The organism is Neoroseomonas oryzicola, from assembly GCF_012163135.1.
Classification (GTDB): Bacteria; Pseudomonadota; Alphaproteobacteria; order Acetobacterales; family Acetobacteraceae; genus Neoroseomonas; species Neoroseomonas oryzicola.
The window spans coordinates 192,443-208,749 of record NZ_JAAVUP010000003.1; the positions used below are offsets into that span (position 1 = coordinate 192,443).

Annotated in this window: 20 protein-coding genes; 12 read left to right on the top strand and 8 right to left on the bottom strand. The window is 72.4% G+C overall.

All coding sequences use genetic code 11. The features are described from left to right. The first annotated feature begins 29 nt into the window (after window positions 1–29). On the top strand, window positions 30–644 hold the full coding sequence (locus GWK15_RS12455; RefSeq protein ID WP_168041656.1) for a TetR/AcrR family transcriptional regulator: 615 nt from the start codon (window positions 30–32) through the stop codon (window positions 642–644). After that, the gene (locus GWK15_RS12460) at window positions 637–1,920 is read left to right on the top strand and encodes a glycosyltransferase (RefSeq protein ID WP_168041657.1); all 1,284 of its coding nucleotides are present in this window, start codon (window positions 637–639) and stop codon (window positions 1,918–1,920) included. The genes GWK15_RS12455 and GWK15_RS12460 overlap by 8 nt, the downstream gene beginning before the upstream one ends. Before the next feature lie 43 nt (window positions 1,921–1,963). Here the strand turns inward: GWK15_RS12460 and GWK15_RS12465 are convergent, their stop codons facing one another. Both GWK15_RS12465 and hisF read right to left on the bottom strand, forming a co-directional pair. Beyond that, window positions 1,964–2,533, bottom strand: a complete 570-nt coding sequence (locus GWK15_RS12465; protein WP_168041658.1) for a phosphoribosyl-ATP diphosphatase — start codon at window positions 2,531–2,533, stop codon at window positions 1,964–1,966. Window positions 2,534–2,538: 5 nt separating this feature from the next. Next, window positions 2,539–3,315, bottom strand: coding sequence for an imidazole glycerol phosphate synthase subunit HisF (gene hisF / locus GWK15_RS12470; protein ID WP_168041659.1), 777 nt, complete (start codon window positions 3,313–3,315; stop codon window positions 2,539–2,541). Window positions 3,316–3,442: 127 nt separating this feature from the next. Between hisF and GWK15_RS12475 the strand changes: the two genes are divergently transcribed. Then, on the top strand, window positions 3,443–3,847 hold the full coding sequence (locus GWK15_RS12475; RefSeq protein WP_168041487.1) for a hypothetical protein: 405 nt from the start codon (window positions 3,443–3,445) through the stop codon (window positions 3,845–3,847). 10 nt (window positions 3,848–3,857) lie between these two features. Here the strand turns inward: GWK15_RS12475 and GWK15_RS12480 are convergent, their stop codons facing one another. Together GWK15_RS12480 and hisA are read right to left on the bottom strand one after the other, a co-directional pair. Then, window positions 3,858–4,277, bottom strand: coding sequence for a DoxX family protein (locus GWK15_RS12480; protein WP_168041660.1), 420 nt, complete (start codon window positions 4,275–4,277; stop codon window positions 3,858–3,860). A 126-nt stretch (window positions 4,278–4,403) separates the two neighbouring features. After that, a complete protein-coding gene (gene hisA / locus GWK15_RS12485) occupies window positions 4,404–5,132 on the bottom strand; it encodes a 1-(5-phosphoribosyl)-5-[(5-phosphoribosylamino)methylideneamino]imidazole-4-carboxamide isomerase (RefSeq protein WP_168041661.1) in 729 nt (242 codons plus the stop codon). Between the two features lie 177 nt (window positions 5,133–5,309). Here hisA and GWK15_RS12490 point away from each other — a divergent pair, with 177 nt between their 5' ends. Together GWK15_RS12490 and GWK15_RS12495 are read left to right on the top strand one after the other, a co-directional pair. After that, window positions 5,310–6,002, top strand: a complete 693-nt coding sequence (locus tag GWK15_RS12490) for an AzlC family ABC transporter permease (RefSeq protein ID WP_168041662.1) — start codon at window positions 5,310–5,312, stop codon at window positions 6,000–6,002. Beyond that, window positions 5,989–6,309, top strand: a complete 321-nt coding sequence (locus tag GWK15_RS12495) for an AzlD domain-containing protein (protein WP_168041663.1) — start codon at window positions 5,989–5,991, stop codon at window positions 6,307–6,309. The genes GWK15_RS12490 and GWK15_RS12495 overlap by 14 nt, the downstream gene beginning before the upstream one ends. 11 nt (window positions 6,310–6,320) lie before the next feature. Here the strand turns inward: GWK15_RS12495 and GWK15_RS12500 are convergent, their stop codons facing one another. Continuing rightward, window positions 6,321–7,910, bottom strand: a complete 1,590-nt coding sequence (locus tag GWK15_RS12500; protein ID WP_168041664.1) for an ABC transporter substrate-binding protein — start codon at window positions 7,908–7,910, stop codon at window positions 6,321–6,323. Window positions 7,911–8,067: 157 nt separating this feature from the next. Between GWK15_RS12500 and GWK15_RS12505 the strand changes: the two genes are divergently transcribed. The 4 genes from GWK15_RS12505 to GWK15_RS12520 all read left to right on the top strand — a co-directional run bounded on the left by GWK15_RS12505 (window position 8,068) and on the right by GWK15_RS12520 (window position 10,490). Continuing rightward, window positions 8,068–8,907, top strand: a complete 840-nt coding sequence (locus GWK15_RS12505; RefSeq protein WP_168041665.1) for a shikimate dehydrogenase — start codon at window positions 8,068–8,070, stop codon at window positions 8,905–8,907. Beyond that, a complete protein-coding gene (gene coaE / locus GWK15_RS12510) occupies window positions 8,904–9,491 on the top strand; it encodes a dephospho-CoA kinase (RefSeq protein ID WP_168041666.1) in 588 nt (195 codons plus the stop codon). The genes GWK15_RS12505 and coaE overlap by 4 nt, the downstream gene beginning before the upstream one ends. A 67-nt stretch (window positions 9,492–9,558) precedes the next feature. Next, on the top strand, window positions 9,559–10,266 hold the full coding sequence (dnaQ, locus tag GWK15_RS12515; RefSeq protein ID WP_168041667.1) for a DNA polymerase III subunit epsilon: 708 nt from the start codon (window positions 9,559–9,561) through the stop codon (window positions 10,264–10,266). Further along, on the top strand, window positions 10,266–10,490 hold the full coding sequence (locus GWK15_RS12520; RefSeq protein ID WP_168041668.1) for a hypothetical protein: 225 nt from the start codon (window positions 10,266–10,268) through the stop codon (window positions 10,488–10,490). The genes dnaQ and GWK15_RS12520 overlap by 1 nt, the downstream gene beginning before the upstream one ends. A gap of 4 nt (window positions 10,491–10,494) precedes the next feature. Here the strand turns inward: GWK15_RS12520 and hemE are convergent, their stop codons facing one another. Next, the gene (hemE, locus tag GWK15_RS12525; RefSeq protein WP_168041669.1) at window positions 10,495–11,553 is read right to left on the bottom strand and encodes a uroporphyrinogen decarboxylase; all 1,059 of its coding nucleotides are present in this window, start codon (window positions 11,551–11,553) and stop codon (window positions 10,495–10,497) included. Window positions 11,554–11,852: 299 nt separating this feature from the next. Between hemE and GWK15_RS12530 the strand changes: the two genes are divergently transcribed. Further along, on the top strand, window positions 11,853–12,749 hold the full coding sequence (locus tag GWK15_RS12530) for a pyruvate, water dikinase regulatory protein (protein WP_168041670.1): 897 nt from the start codon (window positions 11,853–11,855) through the stop codon (window positions 12,747–12,749). Then, window positions 12,746–13,357 (top strand): Maf family protein, encoded by a 612-nt coding sequence (locus GWK15_RS12535; RefSeq protein ID WP_245211623.1) that lies wholly within the window; start codon window positions 12,746–12,748, stop codon window positions 13,355–13,357. The genes GWK15_RS12530 and GWK15_RS12535 overlap by 4 nt, the downstream gene beginning before the upstream one ends. A gap of 16 nt (window positions 13,358–13,373) precedes the next feature. On the opposite strand, the gene GWK15_RS12540 is transcribed toward GWK15_RS12535, so the two are convergent. Next, on the bottom strand, window positions 13,374–14,624 hold the full coding sequence (locus tag GWK15_RS12540) for an MFS transporter (RefSeq protein WP_168041671.1): 1,251 nt from the start codon (window positions 14,622–14,624) through the stop codon (window positions 13,374–13,376). 57 nt (window positions 14,625–14,681) lie between these two features. On the opposite strand from GWK15_RS12540, the gene GWK15_RS12545 reads away from it, so the two are divergent. Next, window positions 14,682–15,485: a helix-turn-helix domain-containing protein gene (locus tag GWK15_RS12545; RefSeq protein ID WP_168041672.1), complete on the top strand. Its 804-nt coding sequence runs from the start codon at window positions 14,682–14,684 to the stop codon at window positions 15,483–15,485. A 7-nt stretch (window positions 15,486–15,492) separates the two neighbouring features. Here the strand turns inward: GWK15_RS12545 and GWK15_RS12550 are convergent, their stop codons facing one another. Then, window positions 15,493–16,116 carry a hypothetical protein gene (locus tag GWK15_RS12550; protein WP_168041673.1) on the bottom strand — a complete coding sequence of 208 codons (624 nt, stop codon included), beginning with the start codon at window positions 16,114–16,116 and terminating at the stop codon, window positions 15,493–15,495. Between the last annotated feature and the right edge of the window lie 191 nt (window positions 16,117–16,307).

Genomic DNA, 16,307 nt, shown 5'->3' on the forward strand with positions numbered 1-16,307 from the left:
CGTTATTCGAATAACAGCGTGTATCTCCAATGTCCGCCGACACCCAGGTCCGCCCCTATCGCCAGGTCGCCCGCGCCGCCGCCACCGAGGAGACGCGCCGGCGCATCGTCGCCGCCTTCGCGGCGGCGCTCGAACGGCTCTGGCTGGACGAGATCACGCTGGACGACGTCGCAGCCGCCGCCGGGACCACGCGCCAGACCGTGATCCGCCTGTTCGGCGGCAAGGACGGGTTGCTCGCCGCCGTGGCCGAACGGATGAGCGAGGAGGTAGCGCGTCGCCGCGCCCTGCCGCGCGCTGCGACGCCGCCGGCGATCGCGCGCGCGATCGTCGAGGACTACGAAGCGAGCGGCGACATGGTCGCCCGGCTGCTGGCGCAGGAAGGCCGGCATCCGGCACTCGGCACCGTCCTTGCGCGCGGCCGCCGCGGGCACCGGGCCTGGGTCACGGAGGTTTTCGCCGCACCGCTCGCCGCCGCGCCGCAGGCGGCGCGGGAGGCGCTGGTCGACCGGCTCGTCCTCGCCACCGACGTCTACAGCTGGAAGCTGCTCCGCCGCGACATGGGCCGCAGCCGGTCCGCCACCGAAGCGGCCGTCGCCGACCTCATCGCGGCCATCCTGGCCGAATGGAGTGCCCATCATGGCTGAATTCCTGGTCACGACCTTCGAGGGCGGCGGCAACGTGCCGCCGGTGCTCGGCATGATCCGCCGGCTGGTCGCGCGCGGGCATCGCGTGCGCCTCCTCTCCGACGCGGTGCTGCGCGAGGAGGCGGAGGCCGCCGGCGCATCCTTCCGCGCCTGGACCACGGCGCCGAGCCGGCCGGACCGCCGGCCGGAGAGCGATCCGCTCGAGGACTGGGCAGCGACGGAGCCAGGCGGCGGCCTGCTGCGCCTGCTCGACCGGATGACCATCGGGCCGGCCGCCGCGCATGCCGCCGACACGCTGGCGGAGCTGCGCCGCGCGCCGGCCGATGCGTTGGTGTGCAGCGACCTGATGTTCGGACCGACCATCGGCGCCGAGGCGGCCGGCGTGCCCTTCGCGACCTTCGCCAGCAATATCGCCGTCGTGCCGATCGAAGGTATCCCTCCGCGCGGGCCGGGCCTGGCGCCGCCCGCGACGGAGGCGGAACGGGAGCTTGCCGCCGGCGTCGCCGCGTGGTTCCACACGATGCTCGACGAGCGCCTGCCGGTGCTGAACGCCGCGCGCGCAACGGTCGGGCTCGCCCCGCTCGCCGAGACGATCGAGCAGCCGCGACGCGCGGCGATGACGCTCCTCGCCACCAGCACCGCCTTCGACTTTCCCGCGACCTCGCTCCCGCCCGGGCTGCGCTATGTCGGGCCGCTGCTCGACGCGCCGGACTGGGCGGCGGCATGGGAGTCGCCCTGGGATGCGCAGGACGCGCGGCCGCTGGTGCTGGTCGCGCTGAGCACGACCTTCCAGGACCAGGTCGGGACGATCCAGCGCCTGCTGGATGCGATGGAAAGCCTCGCCGTGCGCGCGGTCGTCACGCTCGGCCCGGCGCTGGACGGCGTTGCGCTGCGCGTGCCGGGCAATGCGCATGTCGTCGCCAGCGCCTCCCACGACGCGCTGATGCGCGAGGCGGCGCTGGTGGTGACGCATTGCGGGCATGGCACGGTGATGCGCGCGCTGGCGCATCGGCGGCCGATGCTGTGCCTGCCGATGGGCCGCGACCAGAACGACAATGCGGCGCGCGTTGCCGCACGCGGCGCGGGGATCCGCCTCGCGCCCGATGCGGATGCCGCGGCGCTGCGCGATGCGATCGCGACGCTGCTGGCCGACCCTTGCTATGCGGCCGCCGCCGCCGCCCTCGGCACCGCCATTGCCGCGACGACGCGCGAGGAAGCGCTGGTCGAGGCGCTGGAGGAACTCGTCGCCGGGCCGGCCTGCCGCCACGCGGCGTGACGCGGCCGAAGGGGTATCGAAGGTGCGCCGCCCGGCGCGGCGGTCACGGCAGCTTGGTGGTGCCCGCCGCGCGGATGATGCCCTGCGGGCGCGCGGCCTTCTCGGCGATGCCCGAGATGCCCTGCCGCCGCGCGAGCTCGGCCCAGACCTCCTGCGGGCGGATGCCCGCATCCACCCAGACGACGACCAGGTGGTAGAGCAGGTCCGCGCTCTCGAGCACCGTGGCCGGGCGGTTGCCGGTCGCGGCCTCGATCACGCATTCCACCGCTTCCTCGCCGAGCTTCTGGGCGACCTTGGCGGTGCCGCGGGCGATCAGGCGGGCGGAATGCGAGGCCATGGTGTCGCCCGCGTTCCGACGGTCCTCCACCACCTGCCACAGGCGATCGAGGATCGCGGCGTCCGCACCTTCGATCGAGGGCATCAGCGGGGCGAGCAGGCGCTTGTCGGCCTTCTTCACCGGCTTGGGCAGCTTGGCCTTGGCCGCGGCCTTGGTTGCGCGCACCACCGCGGGCACCGGCACCTTCACCTTCTTCTTGGCCGCGACCTTCTTCTTCGGCGCCGCCTTCTTGGGCGCGACCTTCTTCGTGACCTTCTTCTTCGTAGCCTTGGCCATGCAGCCTACTCCCCGGCCTTCGGGGCGCGGCGCACCGGCAGCCCCGCCGCGGCGAGCGCGGCCTTGGCGTCGGCGATGCTGAATTCCCCGTAGTGGAACACGCTGGCGGCGAGCAGGCCGGTCGCCCCGGCCTTCGCGCCTTCGACGAAATGCTCCGGTGCGCCCACGCCGCCAGAGGCGACGATGGGCAGGCGGATCGCGGCGCGGACCGCGCGCGTCAGCGGCAGGTCGAAGCCCTGCTTGGTGCCGTCGCGGTCCATCGAGGTCAGCAGGATCTCACCGGCGCCGAGCGCCTGCACCTGCTTCGCCCATTCCACCGCGTCGATGCCGGTGCCGCGGCGCCCGCCATGGGTGAAGACCTCCCAGCCCTCGCCGCTCGCCTTCCTCCGCGCGTCGATGGCGACGACGATCGCCTGGCTGCCGAAGGCCTCGGCGCAGCGGCGCACCAGGTCGGGATCGGCGACCGCGGCCGAATTGATCGAGACCTTGTCCGCGCCGGCCAGCAGCAGCCGCCGCGCATCCTCCACGCTCCGCACGCCGCCGCCGACGGTCAGCGGAATGAAGACCTCGGCCGCCGTGCGGGAGACGACGTCGAGGATGGTGTCCCGGTTCTCGTGGCTGGCGGTGATGTCGAGGAAGGTGACCTCGTCCGCGCCCTCGGCGTCATAGGCGCGCGCCTGCTCCACCGGGTCCCCGGCGTCGCGCAGTTCGACGAAGTTCACGCCCTTCACGACGCGGCCGTCCTTCACGTCGAGGCAGGGGATGACACGGAGGGCGAGCACCGGACCGGATGACCTTTCTGCTTGTGCGCGCTTCGGCGCGATGTGCGCCGCAACACTGGAAACAGGAGCGAGTGAGGCGGAATGATGCGCCGGTCAAGTAAAGCCTTGTGCCCGGAGGGCAGGTCAGATGCGCGGATATGGCGTGGTCGAGGACGGCTTCACCTTCACCGAGGAGGAGATCGCTCGCGGCAGCCCCCGCTTCTGGTGGGGCCCCCGCAAGCGCGCGGCCTATGACCGGGTGCTCGCCCGGCGCGGCCAGTCCCGGCGGGACGAGCGCGACGACGACCGCGAGGACAGCAGCGGGTCGAGCGACACGTCCTCGGGCAGCAGCGGGTCCGCGGGGGCCGCGGCCGGGGCCGCCTATGTCGTCATGACGCAGGAGGAGAAGCGGACCGAAAGCGGCTCCTCCTGGTCGTCCTGGTTCAGCGGCGGGTCGGACGGCGGGAGCGGATCGTCCGACAGCGGCAGCAGCAGCGGATCCTCGGACAGCGGGGGCGGTTCCTCCGACAGCGGCGGGGGCAGTTCGGAGTAGCCGCCGCGAGTCAGGCCTTGGCGGCGTCGGGCTTCTCCAGGCCAAGGATGCGGTCGATGCTGAGCGGCCCCGCGCCGGCGGTCATGAGGTAGAGGAAGCAGAAGCAGAACAGCACCGCGAGGTTGCCGCCGTTGCGCGCGGGCAGGATGTCGCGCGGGACGTGGATCCAGAGGACCGCGACGGCCATGTAGCCCGCGAGGATGAAGGCCGCCGGCCGGGTGAAGAGGCCGAGGACGAGCAGCACGCCGCCCGCCGTCTCGACGATGCCGGAGAACAGGATCTGGCCGGGGAAGACGGGGTTCGGCGCCGCCATGGGGAAGCCGGTCAGCTTGCCGAGGCCGAACTGCAGGAAGACCAGCCCTACCATGATGCGGAACAGGCTGAGCATGATGGGCTGGAAGAAGCCGAAAAAGCCTGCGAGGCGGGACATGGACGCTCCTTGCTGGGCGCTGGCGCCTCCCCGGGGCGGGGGCCCGAAGACTGTCCGCCCGCCCGCGAACCCCGGCGCGAGCGGGCCGAATCAAACCATGTGGCGGGTCGTTCCGCCAGTGGGGGGTCAGGCCGCCGCCGCCAACGCCGCCTTCGGGTCGATCCGCCCGTCATAGAGCGCGCGCCCGATGATCGCGCCCTCGATGCCGGCCTTCGCTTCCCGCAGGGCCACCAGGTCCTCGACGCCGGCGACGCCGCCCGAGGCGATGATGGGCAACGACACCGCGCGGGCGAGCGCGGCCGTCGCGGCCACGTTCACGCCCCCCAGCATCCCGTCGCGCGCGATGTCGGTGTAGATCACCGCCGCGGCGCCGGCGCCCTCGAAGCGCTGCGCGAGCTCGGTCGCGCTGACGTCGCTGGTCTCGGCCCAGCCTTCGGTCGCGACCATGCCGTCCCGCGCGTCGATGCCGAGCGCCACGCGGCCGGGAAAGGCCTTGCAGGCGGCGCGCGCGAAATCCGGGTCCTTCACTGCCGCGCTGCCGAGGATGATCCGGCTTACGCCCGCGGCGAGCCAGGCCTCGGCCACCGCCATGGTGCGGATGCCGCCGCCGAGCTGCACCCGCGCGCCGGGCACGGCGGCGAGGATGCCGCGCACCGCCTCCGCATTCGCGGGCTTGCCGGCGAAGGCGCCGTCCAGGTCGACGACATGCACCCAGGCGAAGCCGGCCTCGACGAAGGACCGCGCCTGCGCGCCGGGATCGTCGGCATAGACGGTCGCCTGATCCATCTCGCCCCGCTTGAGGCGCACGACCTGGCCGCCCTTGAGGTCGATGGCGGGATAGAGCGTCAGTGTCACGGCCGGTGGTCCCTCGATGCGCGCGGGGCAGAAACGCGCCGGACGGGGCGGCGTCAAGGCTGGCGCGCCGGGACGGGCGTGGCAGCATGGCCGCGTGAGTCGCCTTCCCCGAACTTCGATCGGCCCGAGTGCCGCGGGTCGTGCAGCCAATCAAGGCCGTGCCGTCGTGCAACGCCGATGAGGGCCTTCCTGCCCGGCCTGCGCGATGCGCTCGGCGCGGCTGGCGTCGCCATGGCGGCGACCTTCCTCGCCTTCGGCGCGGCGGTGCGGGAAGCCGGCCTGTCCCCGGGCTGGGCGGTGCTCGCCTGCTGGGGGATCTACGGCATGCCGGGGCAGCTGGTCCTGGTGCAGGCGGCCACCCTCGGCTGGGCCGGGGGCGTCGGGACGGCAGTGATGGGTGCCGTCGCGGTGAATGCGCGCTTCCTGCCCATGGCGATCTCCATCGCGCCGGTGCTCTCGCCCGGGTCGCGGCTGCGGCTGCTGCCGGCCGTGCCCTTCATCGCCATCACCCCCTGGGCGGCGGCCATGCGCGCCCTGCCAGCCATCGAGCGGCCCGGCCGCGTCGCCTGGTTCCTCGGCTTTGGGCTGACGTCCTGGGTCGTGGCGGGCTTCGCGGCGCTGTCCGGCTACTATGTCGCCGGGGCGCTGGGGCCCGAGGCGCGGGCCGCGCTGATCTTCGTCAACCCGCTCTACTACGCGCTGCTGCTGGCCGCAGACCTCGACAAGCCGGCGCCGCGCCGGGCGGTGCTGTGCGGCGCGGCTGCGGCCTCGCTCGCCGCGGTGCTGCCGGCGTCGATGGCGCTGCTCGCCGCTGGGCTGGTCGGCGGGACGGCGGCCTTCCTGCTGGGGCGGCGCCGTGGCCGAGGCTGACCTCGCGCTTCTGCTGACGGCGGCCGCCTGCCTCGGGCTGCGGCTCGCGGGGGTGTGGCTGGCGGGCGGGCTCGCGGCGGATCACCCGCTGATCGCCTGGGCGACGGCGGTGGCCCAGGCGACGCTCGCGGCCTTCGTGGCGCTGGCCATCGTCGCGCCGGCCGGCGCGATGGCGGAGGTGCCGCTGGTGGCCCGGCTCGCGGGGCTCGCGGTGGGCGTCGCGGCGTGCCTCGCCATGCGGCGGCGGCTGCTGCCCGCCCTGGTGGCGGGGCTGCTCGCGATGCTGGTCGTCAGGGCGGTGCTGTAGCCGCGCCCCCCTCAGGCCCGCCGGACGTTCCAGAAGGTCGCAAAGCCTTCCTGGATGCCGGTCAGGGTGTTCCGCCATGCCGTCGGCTGCAGGAACTGCCCGACCGGGTAGTAGGGCACCTCCTTCATCGCCTCGAGCTGGATGTCGCGGCAGATCGCCTGCTGGGCCACGAGGTCCGGGGCGCGGAACCAGGCGTCGCGCAACTCCTCGATGCGCGGAAGCGTGGCCCAGCCGGCATAGCCCTGTTCCCCGTTGCCGCGCAGCGCGATGTGCCCGGCGGGATCGAGCCAGTCCGAGCCCGACCAGTTGGTGACAAACAGGCTCCAGCCGCCTTCGGACACCGGCCCCTTGCGGTTGCGCCGCTGCAGCATGGCGTTGAACTCGACCGAATAGACCTCGACGTTCATGCCGCAGCGCTTGAGCAGGTCCTCCATCACCGCGCCGAGCGGCGGCCCGGCCGAGGAGGTGGACGGGATCATCAGCAGCACCGTCTCGCCGTTGTAGCCGGCCTCCCGCAGCGCCTGGCGCGCGCGGTCGACGCTGCGCGGCGCCGTCAGGATCTCGAGCCCGGCATCGGAGGCCATCGGCGTGCCCGGGCAGAAGAAGCCGAGCGGCACGTGGTAGAGATCGCGCTCCGACCCCACCATCGCCTGCATGAATTCCCGCTGGTCGAGCGCGTACCACAATGCCCGGCGGATGGCCGGATTGTTGAAGGGCGGCTGGAGGAAGTTCATCCGCACCATGCAGACGAAGCCGGTCGGGTCGAGCACCCGCGTCGTCACGCCCCGCGCGCGCCGCAGCAGCGGCAACTGGTCGTGATAGGCGTATTCCTGCCAGTCCGCCTCGCCCGCGATCAGCGCGTTCGTGGCGGTCGACGGATCGGGCATGACGCGCCATTCGACGCGGTCGAAATGCACGACCTTGCCGCCGGCGGTCCATCCGCGCGGCGCGTCCTGCCGCGGCTGGTAGCGCTCGAACTTCGTGTAGACGTTGAGCGATCCCGGCACCCGCTCATCGGCCTTGAAGCGGAAGGGCCCGCTGCCGATCAGTTCCGTCACCTGGCGGAACGGATCCGTGTTCGCGAGCCGCTCCGGCATCATCGCGCAGACCGGCACCGACGCCTTGCCGAGGGCCACCGGCAGCAGCGGGAAGGGATGCTTCAGGCGGAAGCGGATGGTGCGGTCGTCGGGTGCGGAGAGGTCCTCGGTCGCCGCCAGCAGCGTCGCGCCGAAGGGATCGCGCCGTGCCCAGCGGCGCAGGCTCGCGACGCAATCCCTGGCGAGCACCTTCTCGCCGTCGTGGAAGAACAGGCCCTCGCGCAGCGTCAGGTCCCAGCGCTTCCCGTCATCCTCGACGCGATGCCCCTCGACCATCTGCGGCGAGGGACGGAACTGCGCGTCCATGCCGTAGAGCGTGTCGAAGACCATGTAGCCGTGGTTGCGCGTGGCGTAGGCCGTGGTGGTGACGGGATCGAGCGTCACCAGGTCCTGCTGCGGCGTGAAGCGCAGCGTCGAGGCCGATTGCGCGCGGACCAGCGCGGGACCGGCGACCGAGGCCGCCAGCCCGGCGCCGGCGGCCTGCAGGATGGAGCGTCGTTGCATTCTCGGTGACTCCTGTCGGGATGGCCGGTGCCGCGAGCGTTCTTGCGGCAACTCTAGCCACGTCGGGCCGTCGCTGGCGACCCGGGGCGCGAATTCCGGCCGCCGACCGCGGGACGGACCCCTTGCGCGAAGCGCCCGTGCTGGGCTTGTTGCGGGGATGCGCCTTCTCACCGGTCACGCGCGCCTTGCCGGGGTCCTCGGCTGGCCTGTCTCGCATTCCCGCTCGCCGCGCCTGCATGGGCATTGGCTCGCCACGCTCGGCATCGACGGGGCCTACCTGCCGCTGCCGGTGCATCCGGACCGCTTCGCCACGGCGGTGCGCGCGCTGGCGGATCTCGGCTTCCGCGGGGCCAACGTCACCATCCCGCACAAGCTCGCGGCCTTCGAGGTCTGCGACGTGGTGGACGCCACTGCGCGGCGGGCCGGGGCGGTGAACACGCTGGTGTTCCGCGACGGGCGGATCGAGGGGTCCAACACCGACGGCTACGGCTTCCTCGAAAGCGTGAAGGACCAGGCGCCGGGCTGGCAGCCGGGTGCCGGACCGGCCGTGCTGCTCGGCGCCGGCGGGGCGGCGCGGGCGATCGCCGCGGCGCTGATCGATGCCGGCTGCCCGCGGGTGACGCTGGTCAACCGGTCGCGCCACAAGGCCGAGGCGCTCGCTGGCGACCTCGGCGGGCCGGTCGCCGTGGCCGATGCGCCGCCGCTCGAGGACGCGGCGCTGCTGGTGAACACGACATCGCTCGGCATGGTGGGGCACCCACCGCTCGAGGTGGACCTCGCGCCGCTGGGCGCCGGGGCCGTGGTTTCGGACATCGTCTATGTGCCGCTGGAGACGCCCTTGCTCGCCGCCGCGCGGGCGCGCGGGCTGCGGGCGGTGGATGGCCTCGGGATGCTGCTGCACCAGGCGCGGCCGGGCTTCGAGGCCTGGTTCGGCGCCGCGCCGGTGGTCGATGCCGCGCTGCGCGAGGTGGTGGCCGCGGATATCCCGAAGCGATGATCGTGCTGGGCCTGACCGGTGGGATCGGCATGGGCAAGTCGACCGCGACGACGACCCTGCGGCGGCTCGGCGTGCGGGTCTTCGATGCGGATGCCGCCGTCCACCAGTTGCAGGGCAAGGGTGGCCGGGCGGTGCGGCCGATCGGGGAGGTCTTTCCGGGAACGGTGGTGGACGGAAGGGTGGACCGGGAGGCGCTGCGCCGCGCCGTGCTGGGCAACCCCGAGGCGATGAAGCGTCTCGAGGCCATCGTCTGGCCGCTGGTGCGGATGGAGGAGCGCCGCTTTCTCGACCGTGCCCGGCGCGACGGGCAGCGCATCGTGGCGCTCGACATTCCCCTGTTGTTCGAGACCCGGGGCGAGGGCCGCGTCGACCGGGTGCTGGTGGTCTCCGCCCCGGCCTCGGTGCAGCGCATCCGCGTGCTGCGCCGCCCTGGCATGACCGAGGAACGCCTGGCCTCGATCCGTGCCCGCCAGATGCCCGACCGCGAGAAGCGCCGCCGCGCCGACCACGTCGTCTTCACCGGCCTGAGCCGCCGCTTCGCCCAGGCCGCCATCCACCGCCTGGTCAGATCGTTGTTAAAGTAACGGGTTCCGAGGGCCTTTCGGCCCTCGGCGGGGTGCAGGGGCGGCGCCCCTGCTCTATTGTTCCTCGATGCGCCAAATCGTCCTGGACACCGAAACCACCGGCCTGGACCCGGCCCTGGGCGACCGTGTCATCGAGGTCGCCGCGGTCGAGCTGGTCAACCTGCTGCCCACCGGCGCGACCTTCCATCGCCTGGTCGACCCCGAGCGCGACATCCCCGCCGAGGCGACGCGCGTCCATGGCTTCACCAATGGCGACCTCGCCGGCAAGCCGAAATTTGCCGAGATCGCTGCGGAGATGCTCGACTTCCTCGGCGATGCGCCGATCATCGCGCACAATGCGCCCTTCGACTTCGGCTTCCTGGACGCGGAACTGAAGCGCTGCGGCAAGCCCGCGCTGGACCGCGCGCGGATGGTCGACAGCCTGGTGATCGCGAAGCAGCGCTATCCTGGGATGCCGAACAGCCTCGATGCGCTGTGCCGGCGGCTCGGCGTCGACAACTCCATGCGCGCCGCGCACAACGCGATCCTGGACTGCACACTGCTCGCTCAGGTCTACCTGGAGCTGATGGGCGGCAAGCAGCCCGGCTTCGAGCTGGCGGCGTCGCTCGCGGTCAGCCGCGCTGCGCTGGCGGCCGGGGAGGCGGTGGCCTGGACCGCGACGCCGATCGCCGTGCCCGAGGACCGGGCCGCCGCGCACGCCGCCTTCGTCAAGGCGAAGGTCAAGGACGCGCTGTGGCTGAAGCCGCCCTTTGCCGATGGCGGGGAGACCGCCTGATGCGCTCCGTCCTGCTCGGCGCCGGCGGAGCCTTCGCCGGCTTCGTGGCGGGATGGGTCGGCACGGCGGCCGTGCTGATCGCGCTTGGCGGGATACTGGGCGTCAGCAACCGCGAAGGCGCCTACGACATGGGCGCCGCCTTCGTCTTCGGCCCGTTGGGGGGGATCGCCAGGGCGGTGCTCAGCATTCCCGGCGCGCGGCGGGCGCCGTCAGCCGGGCGCTGACGCCTCAGGCCGAGCGCAGGATCCGCATCAGCGCCGTGACGTGCTCCGGCGGGGTCTGCGGCACGATCCCATGGCCCAGGTTGAAGATGTAGGGGCGGCCCTTCATGGCGGCGAGGATCGACCGCGTCTCGGCTTCCAGCGCCGCGCCGCCGGCGACCAGCGCGAGGGGATCGAGGTTGCCCTGCAGCGCCATGGTCGCCGGCACGGCCTGGGCCGCCCAGCGCGGGTCCATCGAGGTGTCCATCGCCGTCGCGTCCACCCCGGCGCGCGCCGCGTAGTCCGCCAGCAACGGTCCCGCCAGGCGCGGGAAGCCGATGATCGGGATCCCGGGGCAGCGACGCCGCAGGTTGCGCGTGATGGAGGCCGTCGGCTCGATCACCCAGCGCCGGAACTGGCCCGGCGAGAGCATCCCCGCCCAGGAATCGAACAGCATCAGTGCCTCGGCCCCGGCCTCGACCTGGGCCACCAGGTATTCCGTGGTCGCGTCCTGCAGCGTGCGGATCAGCCGCCCGAACAGCGCCGGGTCGGCATAGGCGAGGCCGCGAGCCGCCGGGAACTCCTTGCTGCCCTTTCCCTCGAGCATGTAGCAGGCGACCGTGAAGCAGCCGCCGGCGAAGCCGATCAGCGTGGTCCGCGGCGCCTCGGCCGCGAGCCCGGCGCGCACGCGGGAGACGGTCTCCATCACCGGTGCCGCCCGCGCCACGACGACCGAGGGGTCGAGTGCCGCGATCGCCTCGGCCGTGCGCAGCGGTTCCAGCAGCGGGCCTTCCCCTTCCGCGAAGCGGAGCGGCTGCCCGAGCGCCCAGGGGATCATCAGGATGTCCGAGAACAGGATGGCGGCTTCCATCCCGTAGCGGCGGATTGGCTGGAGCGTCACCTCCGCCGCCAGCTCGGGCGTGGTGCACAGGGCGATGAAATCGCCTGCCTGCGCGCGGACCTCGCGGTATTCGGGCAGGTAGCGCCCGGCCTGGCGCATCAGCCAGGCAGGGGGTGGCCAGACGGCCTCCCCCGCAAGGGCGCGCAGAAGGGGCTTGGCCGGCACGGCGGGACGTTCGCTCTCCATCGCCTACCCTTCGCAAAGAAAAAGGATTCTAGGAAGTGATAGAGGCTTGTTGGGCCTGTGGATGACGGGGATGCAGGTGATCCGGCGTCGTCCCACAGACCTTTCCACAGGGTCCGGGGGGCCTCCTCGGCTGGCGGGACGGGGCATTGGCCGACCTGTCCACGATTCCGGCAAAGTTTTCGGGAGAACCGTCCGGCGCTGCCCGAAGGCGTGCCCGTCGTGCAGGGCTTCCCCAGGCAGGCGTCCCGGGCTGGAATCCACCCCCGTTATCCACACGGATTCACGCTATCCTTCCCGCGATGCCCCAGAGAACCATCAACCTCCACCTCGTGTCGGATTCGACCGGGGACACGCTCAATTCGATCGCGCGGGCGACGCTCGCCCGCTTCGACGACCACCATGTGATCCATCACCGATGGTCCCTGGTGCGGTCCCGGCTGCAGCTGGACCGCGTGCTGGAAGGCATCGAGCACGAGCCCGGCCCGGTGCTCTACACCCTGGTCGATTCCAGCCTGCGCCTGGCGCTGGAGGAGACCTGCGGCAGGCTCGGCGTGCAGTGCTTCTCCCCGCTCGATCCGGTGATGGAGATGCTGCAGGGCGAGATCGGCGCGCGGGCGAAGGAAAAGCGCGCTGCCCAGCACGTCATGGACGCCGACTATTTCCGCCGGATCGATGCCATGCACTACGTGCTGTCGCACGATGACGGGCAGGGCACGCTCGGCATCCGCGATGCCGACGTGGTGCTGGTGGGCGTATCGCGGTCGTCCAAGACGCCGACCTGCTTCTACCTGGCCAACCGCGGCATCAAGGCGGCGAACGTGCCGATCGTGCCCGGCGCCGCGCTGCCCGACGCGCTCGAGAACCCGCCCTGCCCGGTGGTCGGCCTGCATATCGACGTGAACGCGCTGATCGATATCCGGCGCCACCGCCTCAAGATCATCGGCGCCGGCGGGGTGCGCCAGGACGCGACCGACTACGTGGATCCGGAGGCGGTGAAGGCCGAGATCGTCGCCGCGCGGCGGCTCTGCACCGCGCGCGGCTGGCCGGTGATCGACGTGACCCGCCGCAGCATCGAGGAGACGGCGGCGACCATCCTGCAGCTGATGGAAGCCTGGCACGCGCGGCGGAAGGACAACCTCGCCCCGCATCGCCCCGAGGATCCTGCCGCCGCCGTGCTGGGCCGGCACGGCGCATGATGCAGGCAGACCTGCCGCGGATCGTCCTGGCCTCCGCCTCCACCGCCCGCCGCGCGGTGCTCGAAGCCGCCGGCCTGCGCTTCGAGGCGCTGCCCGCTGCCGTGGACGAGGCCGAGATCAAGGCCGCTGCCCAGGCCGAGGGCATCCCCCCGGCCGACGCCGCGCTGATGCTCGCCGACGCCAAGGCCGAGCGCATCGCCCGCCGCGACCCCGAGGCGCTGGTGATCGGCTGCGACCAGCTGCTGGTCTGCGAGGGCGTCTGGTTCGACAAGCCGGCGGACCTCCCTGCCGCGCGAGCGCAGCTGCAGGCGCTGCGCGGCAGGACGCACGACCTCGTCACCGCCGTGGTCTGCCATCGCCATGGCGGGCGGGTCTGGCAGCATGTGGCGGTGCCGCGCATGACGATGCGGGATTTCAGCAACGCCTTCCTCGATGCGTATCTCGCGGCCGAGGGCGAGGTGTTGACCCGCTCGGTCGGCGCCTATCGGCTCGAGGGCCTGGGCGCGCAGCTCTTTGCCCGCATCCAGGGCGACCAGCCGGCGATCCTGGGCGTGCCGCTGCTGCCCCTGCTGGCCTTCCTGCGCCAGCACGGGGTGCTCGCGACCTGAAGCCCGCGCGACAGCATCATTCCGCCGCGACGGGCGCCGCCCCGCGACCTTCGCGGAATTCCGGCGCCTTCGCCCAGGCTTCCGGCCGCAACTCCTCCGGCCGGTTGGGGAAGGCGAAGGCGCAGACCAGCGTGACCGTCGCCACGCCTGCCAGCACCAGCATCGCGACGGACAGCGACCCCGTCGCCTCATGCAGCAGCCCGATCAGGGGCGAGGCGATCGCCGCACCCAGGAATCCGATGGTGAAGCGGATGGAATACAGCTTCGCCCGCAATTCAGGGGCGACGTAGCGCGCGGTCATCGTCTCGTTCACCGTCACCTGGCCGAAGACGCAGGCGGCGACGAGCCCCGCCACCGGCAGCACCAGCCAGCCATCGAGAAACGCGAGCGCCGCGAGCCCCGGCACCACCGCGACGCCCAGCGGCAGGAACACCGACTTCAGCGTGCGGCTGTCGATCATCCGCCCCACGGTGAACTGCGTCAGCCCGCCGCAGATCGTCGCGAGGAAGGCGAGCAGGCCCACCACCGGCAGCAGGTCCGGGCTGCCGGCCAGGCGTTCCTCCATCAGCTTCGGGATCAGCAGGGTATAGGCGTTGAACACCAGCCCCGAGACCGCCGCGATCGACAGCAGGATCACCACCGCGCGGCGGACGACGCTGCGCGGGATCTCAGGGAAGGGCTTCGCCCCGCCGCCAGCCTTCACCGCGTCGAATTCCGGCTCGCGCGCATAGAACAGCCCCACCACGGCGCAGGCGACGCCCGGCAGGATGAAGGCCCAGCGCCAGCCGAGCGCCGCCGCGACGAAGGCGGTCACGATCGGCGCCGTGGCGACGCCGAAATTGCCGAAGACGCCGTTGATGCCCATCGCGCGCCCGACCCGGCTGCCCGCGGCCTCCACCAGCATCGCCGTCCCGATCGGGTGGTAGATCGCCGCGAAGCAGCCCATCAGCCCCAGGCAGATGCCGATCGCGACCGGGCTGTCCATGAAGCCCGCCGCCGCCATGAAGAAGCCTGTGCCGAGGAAGAAGGCGATCATCAGCGCCCGCCGGCCCACCCGGTCCGCCAGCCAGCCCATCGGCAGCGCACCGAGCCCGTAGGTCACGAACATCGCGGTGCCGAGCGACAGGATCGGCCCGTAATCCGCGCCGAAGCGATCGCGTTCCTGCGTGACCATCGCGAGCACGGCGGTGGCCAGGATGAGCAGGCAGTAATGGGTGAAGGTATGGGCGGCGTTGATGAACACCACCTGGCGCTGGGCCGCGGTCATGGCGATTCCTCTCGGGCGGCTGGCGCCGCCGTGTCCCGGGAGGCTACGCTCGGCCGCATGGAGACGTCAGGCCAAATCCTGTCGCCAAACGGCCAGGCCTCGGCGCCGCGCCGCGACATCCCCCAGGACCGGGTCGACCGGCCGCTCGGCGCCTTCGCGCGCGATTACGCCGAAGGCGAGGCCGTGCCCCGGCACAGCCACGACCGGGCGCAGCTGCTCTACGCCATCACCGGCATCATGCGCGTCACGACCGATGCGGCGATGTTCACCCTGCCGCCCGCGCGCGCCCTGTGGCTGCCGGCCGGGTTGCCGCATTCCGTGGCCATGCCGCGCGGCCTCGCCATGCGGGCGCTGTTCCTGCGCGCCGACGCCGCCCATGCCGGGCCGGCCCATCCGGCGGTGCTGTCGGTCTCCCCGCTGCTGCGCGAACTCATCCTCGCGGCCTGCGCCGAGCCGCTCGAATGGGACGAGAAGGGGCGCGGCGGGCACCTCGCGGCCCTCATCCTCGAGGAGATCGCCCGCGCGCCGACCCTGCCGCTCGGCGTGCCGCAACCGCGCGACCCGCGGCTGCTGCGGTTGTCCGCCGCCCTCGCCGCCAATCCGGCCAGCAGCCTCACCCTCGAGGACTGGGCGACGGAAACCGGCGCGTCGGCCCGCACGCTGCGCCGGCTGTTCCACGCGGAGACCGGCATGGGATTCGCCCGCTGGCGCCAGACGCTGCGCCTGGCGGAAGCGGCCGCGATGCTCGCCAACGGCACGCCGCCGGCCCGCGCCGCAGCGGCGGTCGGCTACGCCAGCGCGCCTGCTTTCGGTGCAGCCTTCCGGGCTGCCTTCGGTGCCACGCCCGGCGCGGGGCTCTGACCCGCGTTCAGATGCGGGTGACGAACTCGACGATCATCGGCTTCGTGTAGCGCGCGGCGTAGCCGGATGCGGTCATGAAGTCGCGGTACCAGGACAGGAAGGCGCCGCCGCTCTGGAAGCGGAAATGGCCGTGATTGGCATCGAAGTAGCGGTAGCTCGGCACCAGCGAGGTGAAGGGCCCGCTGCCGTGCACGCGCGCATCCTTCTGGATGACCACGAGGTGGCCGCCGCCGTCGCGCTTGTAGGACAGCCGGTAGCAGCCGTAGTCGGCGTCTCTGATATGGGCGAAGATGATGGCGGCGTCGGCGTTGCTGCCGATGGTGACGGCGCCATGCCCCTTCAGCCCCAGCTCGGTCATCACCGGTCCGTAGCCGAGCTGCTTGGTTAGGTTGTGCAGGCGGGTGACGCGCCAGTCGGCCTTCTCGGCCATCATGGTCCCCTTGTCGAAGGCGAGGTCGCCCCCGGCCAGCCGCGCCTTGATCCAGAGGAAGCCGAGCGCCGCGCAGTAGCCGTTGCGCACGTCGCCCCAGGGGCCGATATCCTTGTAGTTGTACTCCGGATCGCCCTGCGAGTAGCCGTATACGAGGTAGCCGAGATCCTTGGCGGCCTTGGCGATCGGCGTCATGGGCATTGGCGGTTCCCCCCCTGCGCGGCGCGACCCAGGATCACCATTCCTGCGCAGTTCGCAATGCGATTGCCGCCACCCGGGACAGGCTTCCTGAGGGCCCTCGCCCCGGGCCCGGGTGGCCCCCCGAAGGGTGGCGCCCTCCCCTGGGGACTTTCCTGTGGCGTTTCCCTGGAAACCGCGCCATACACCCGCCC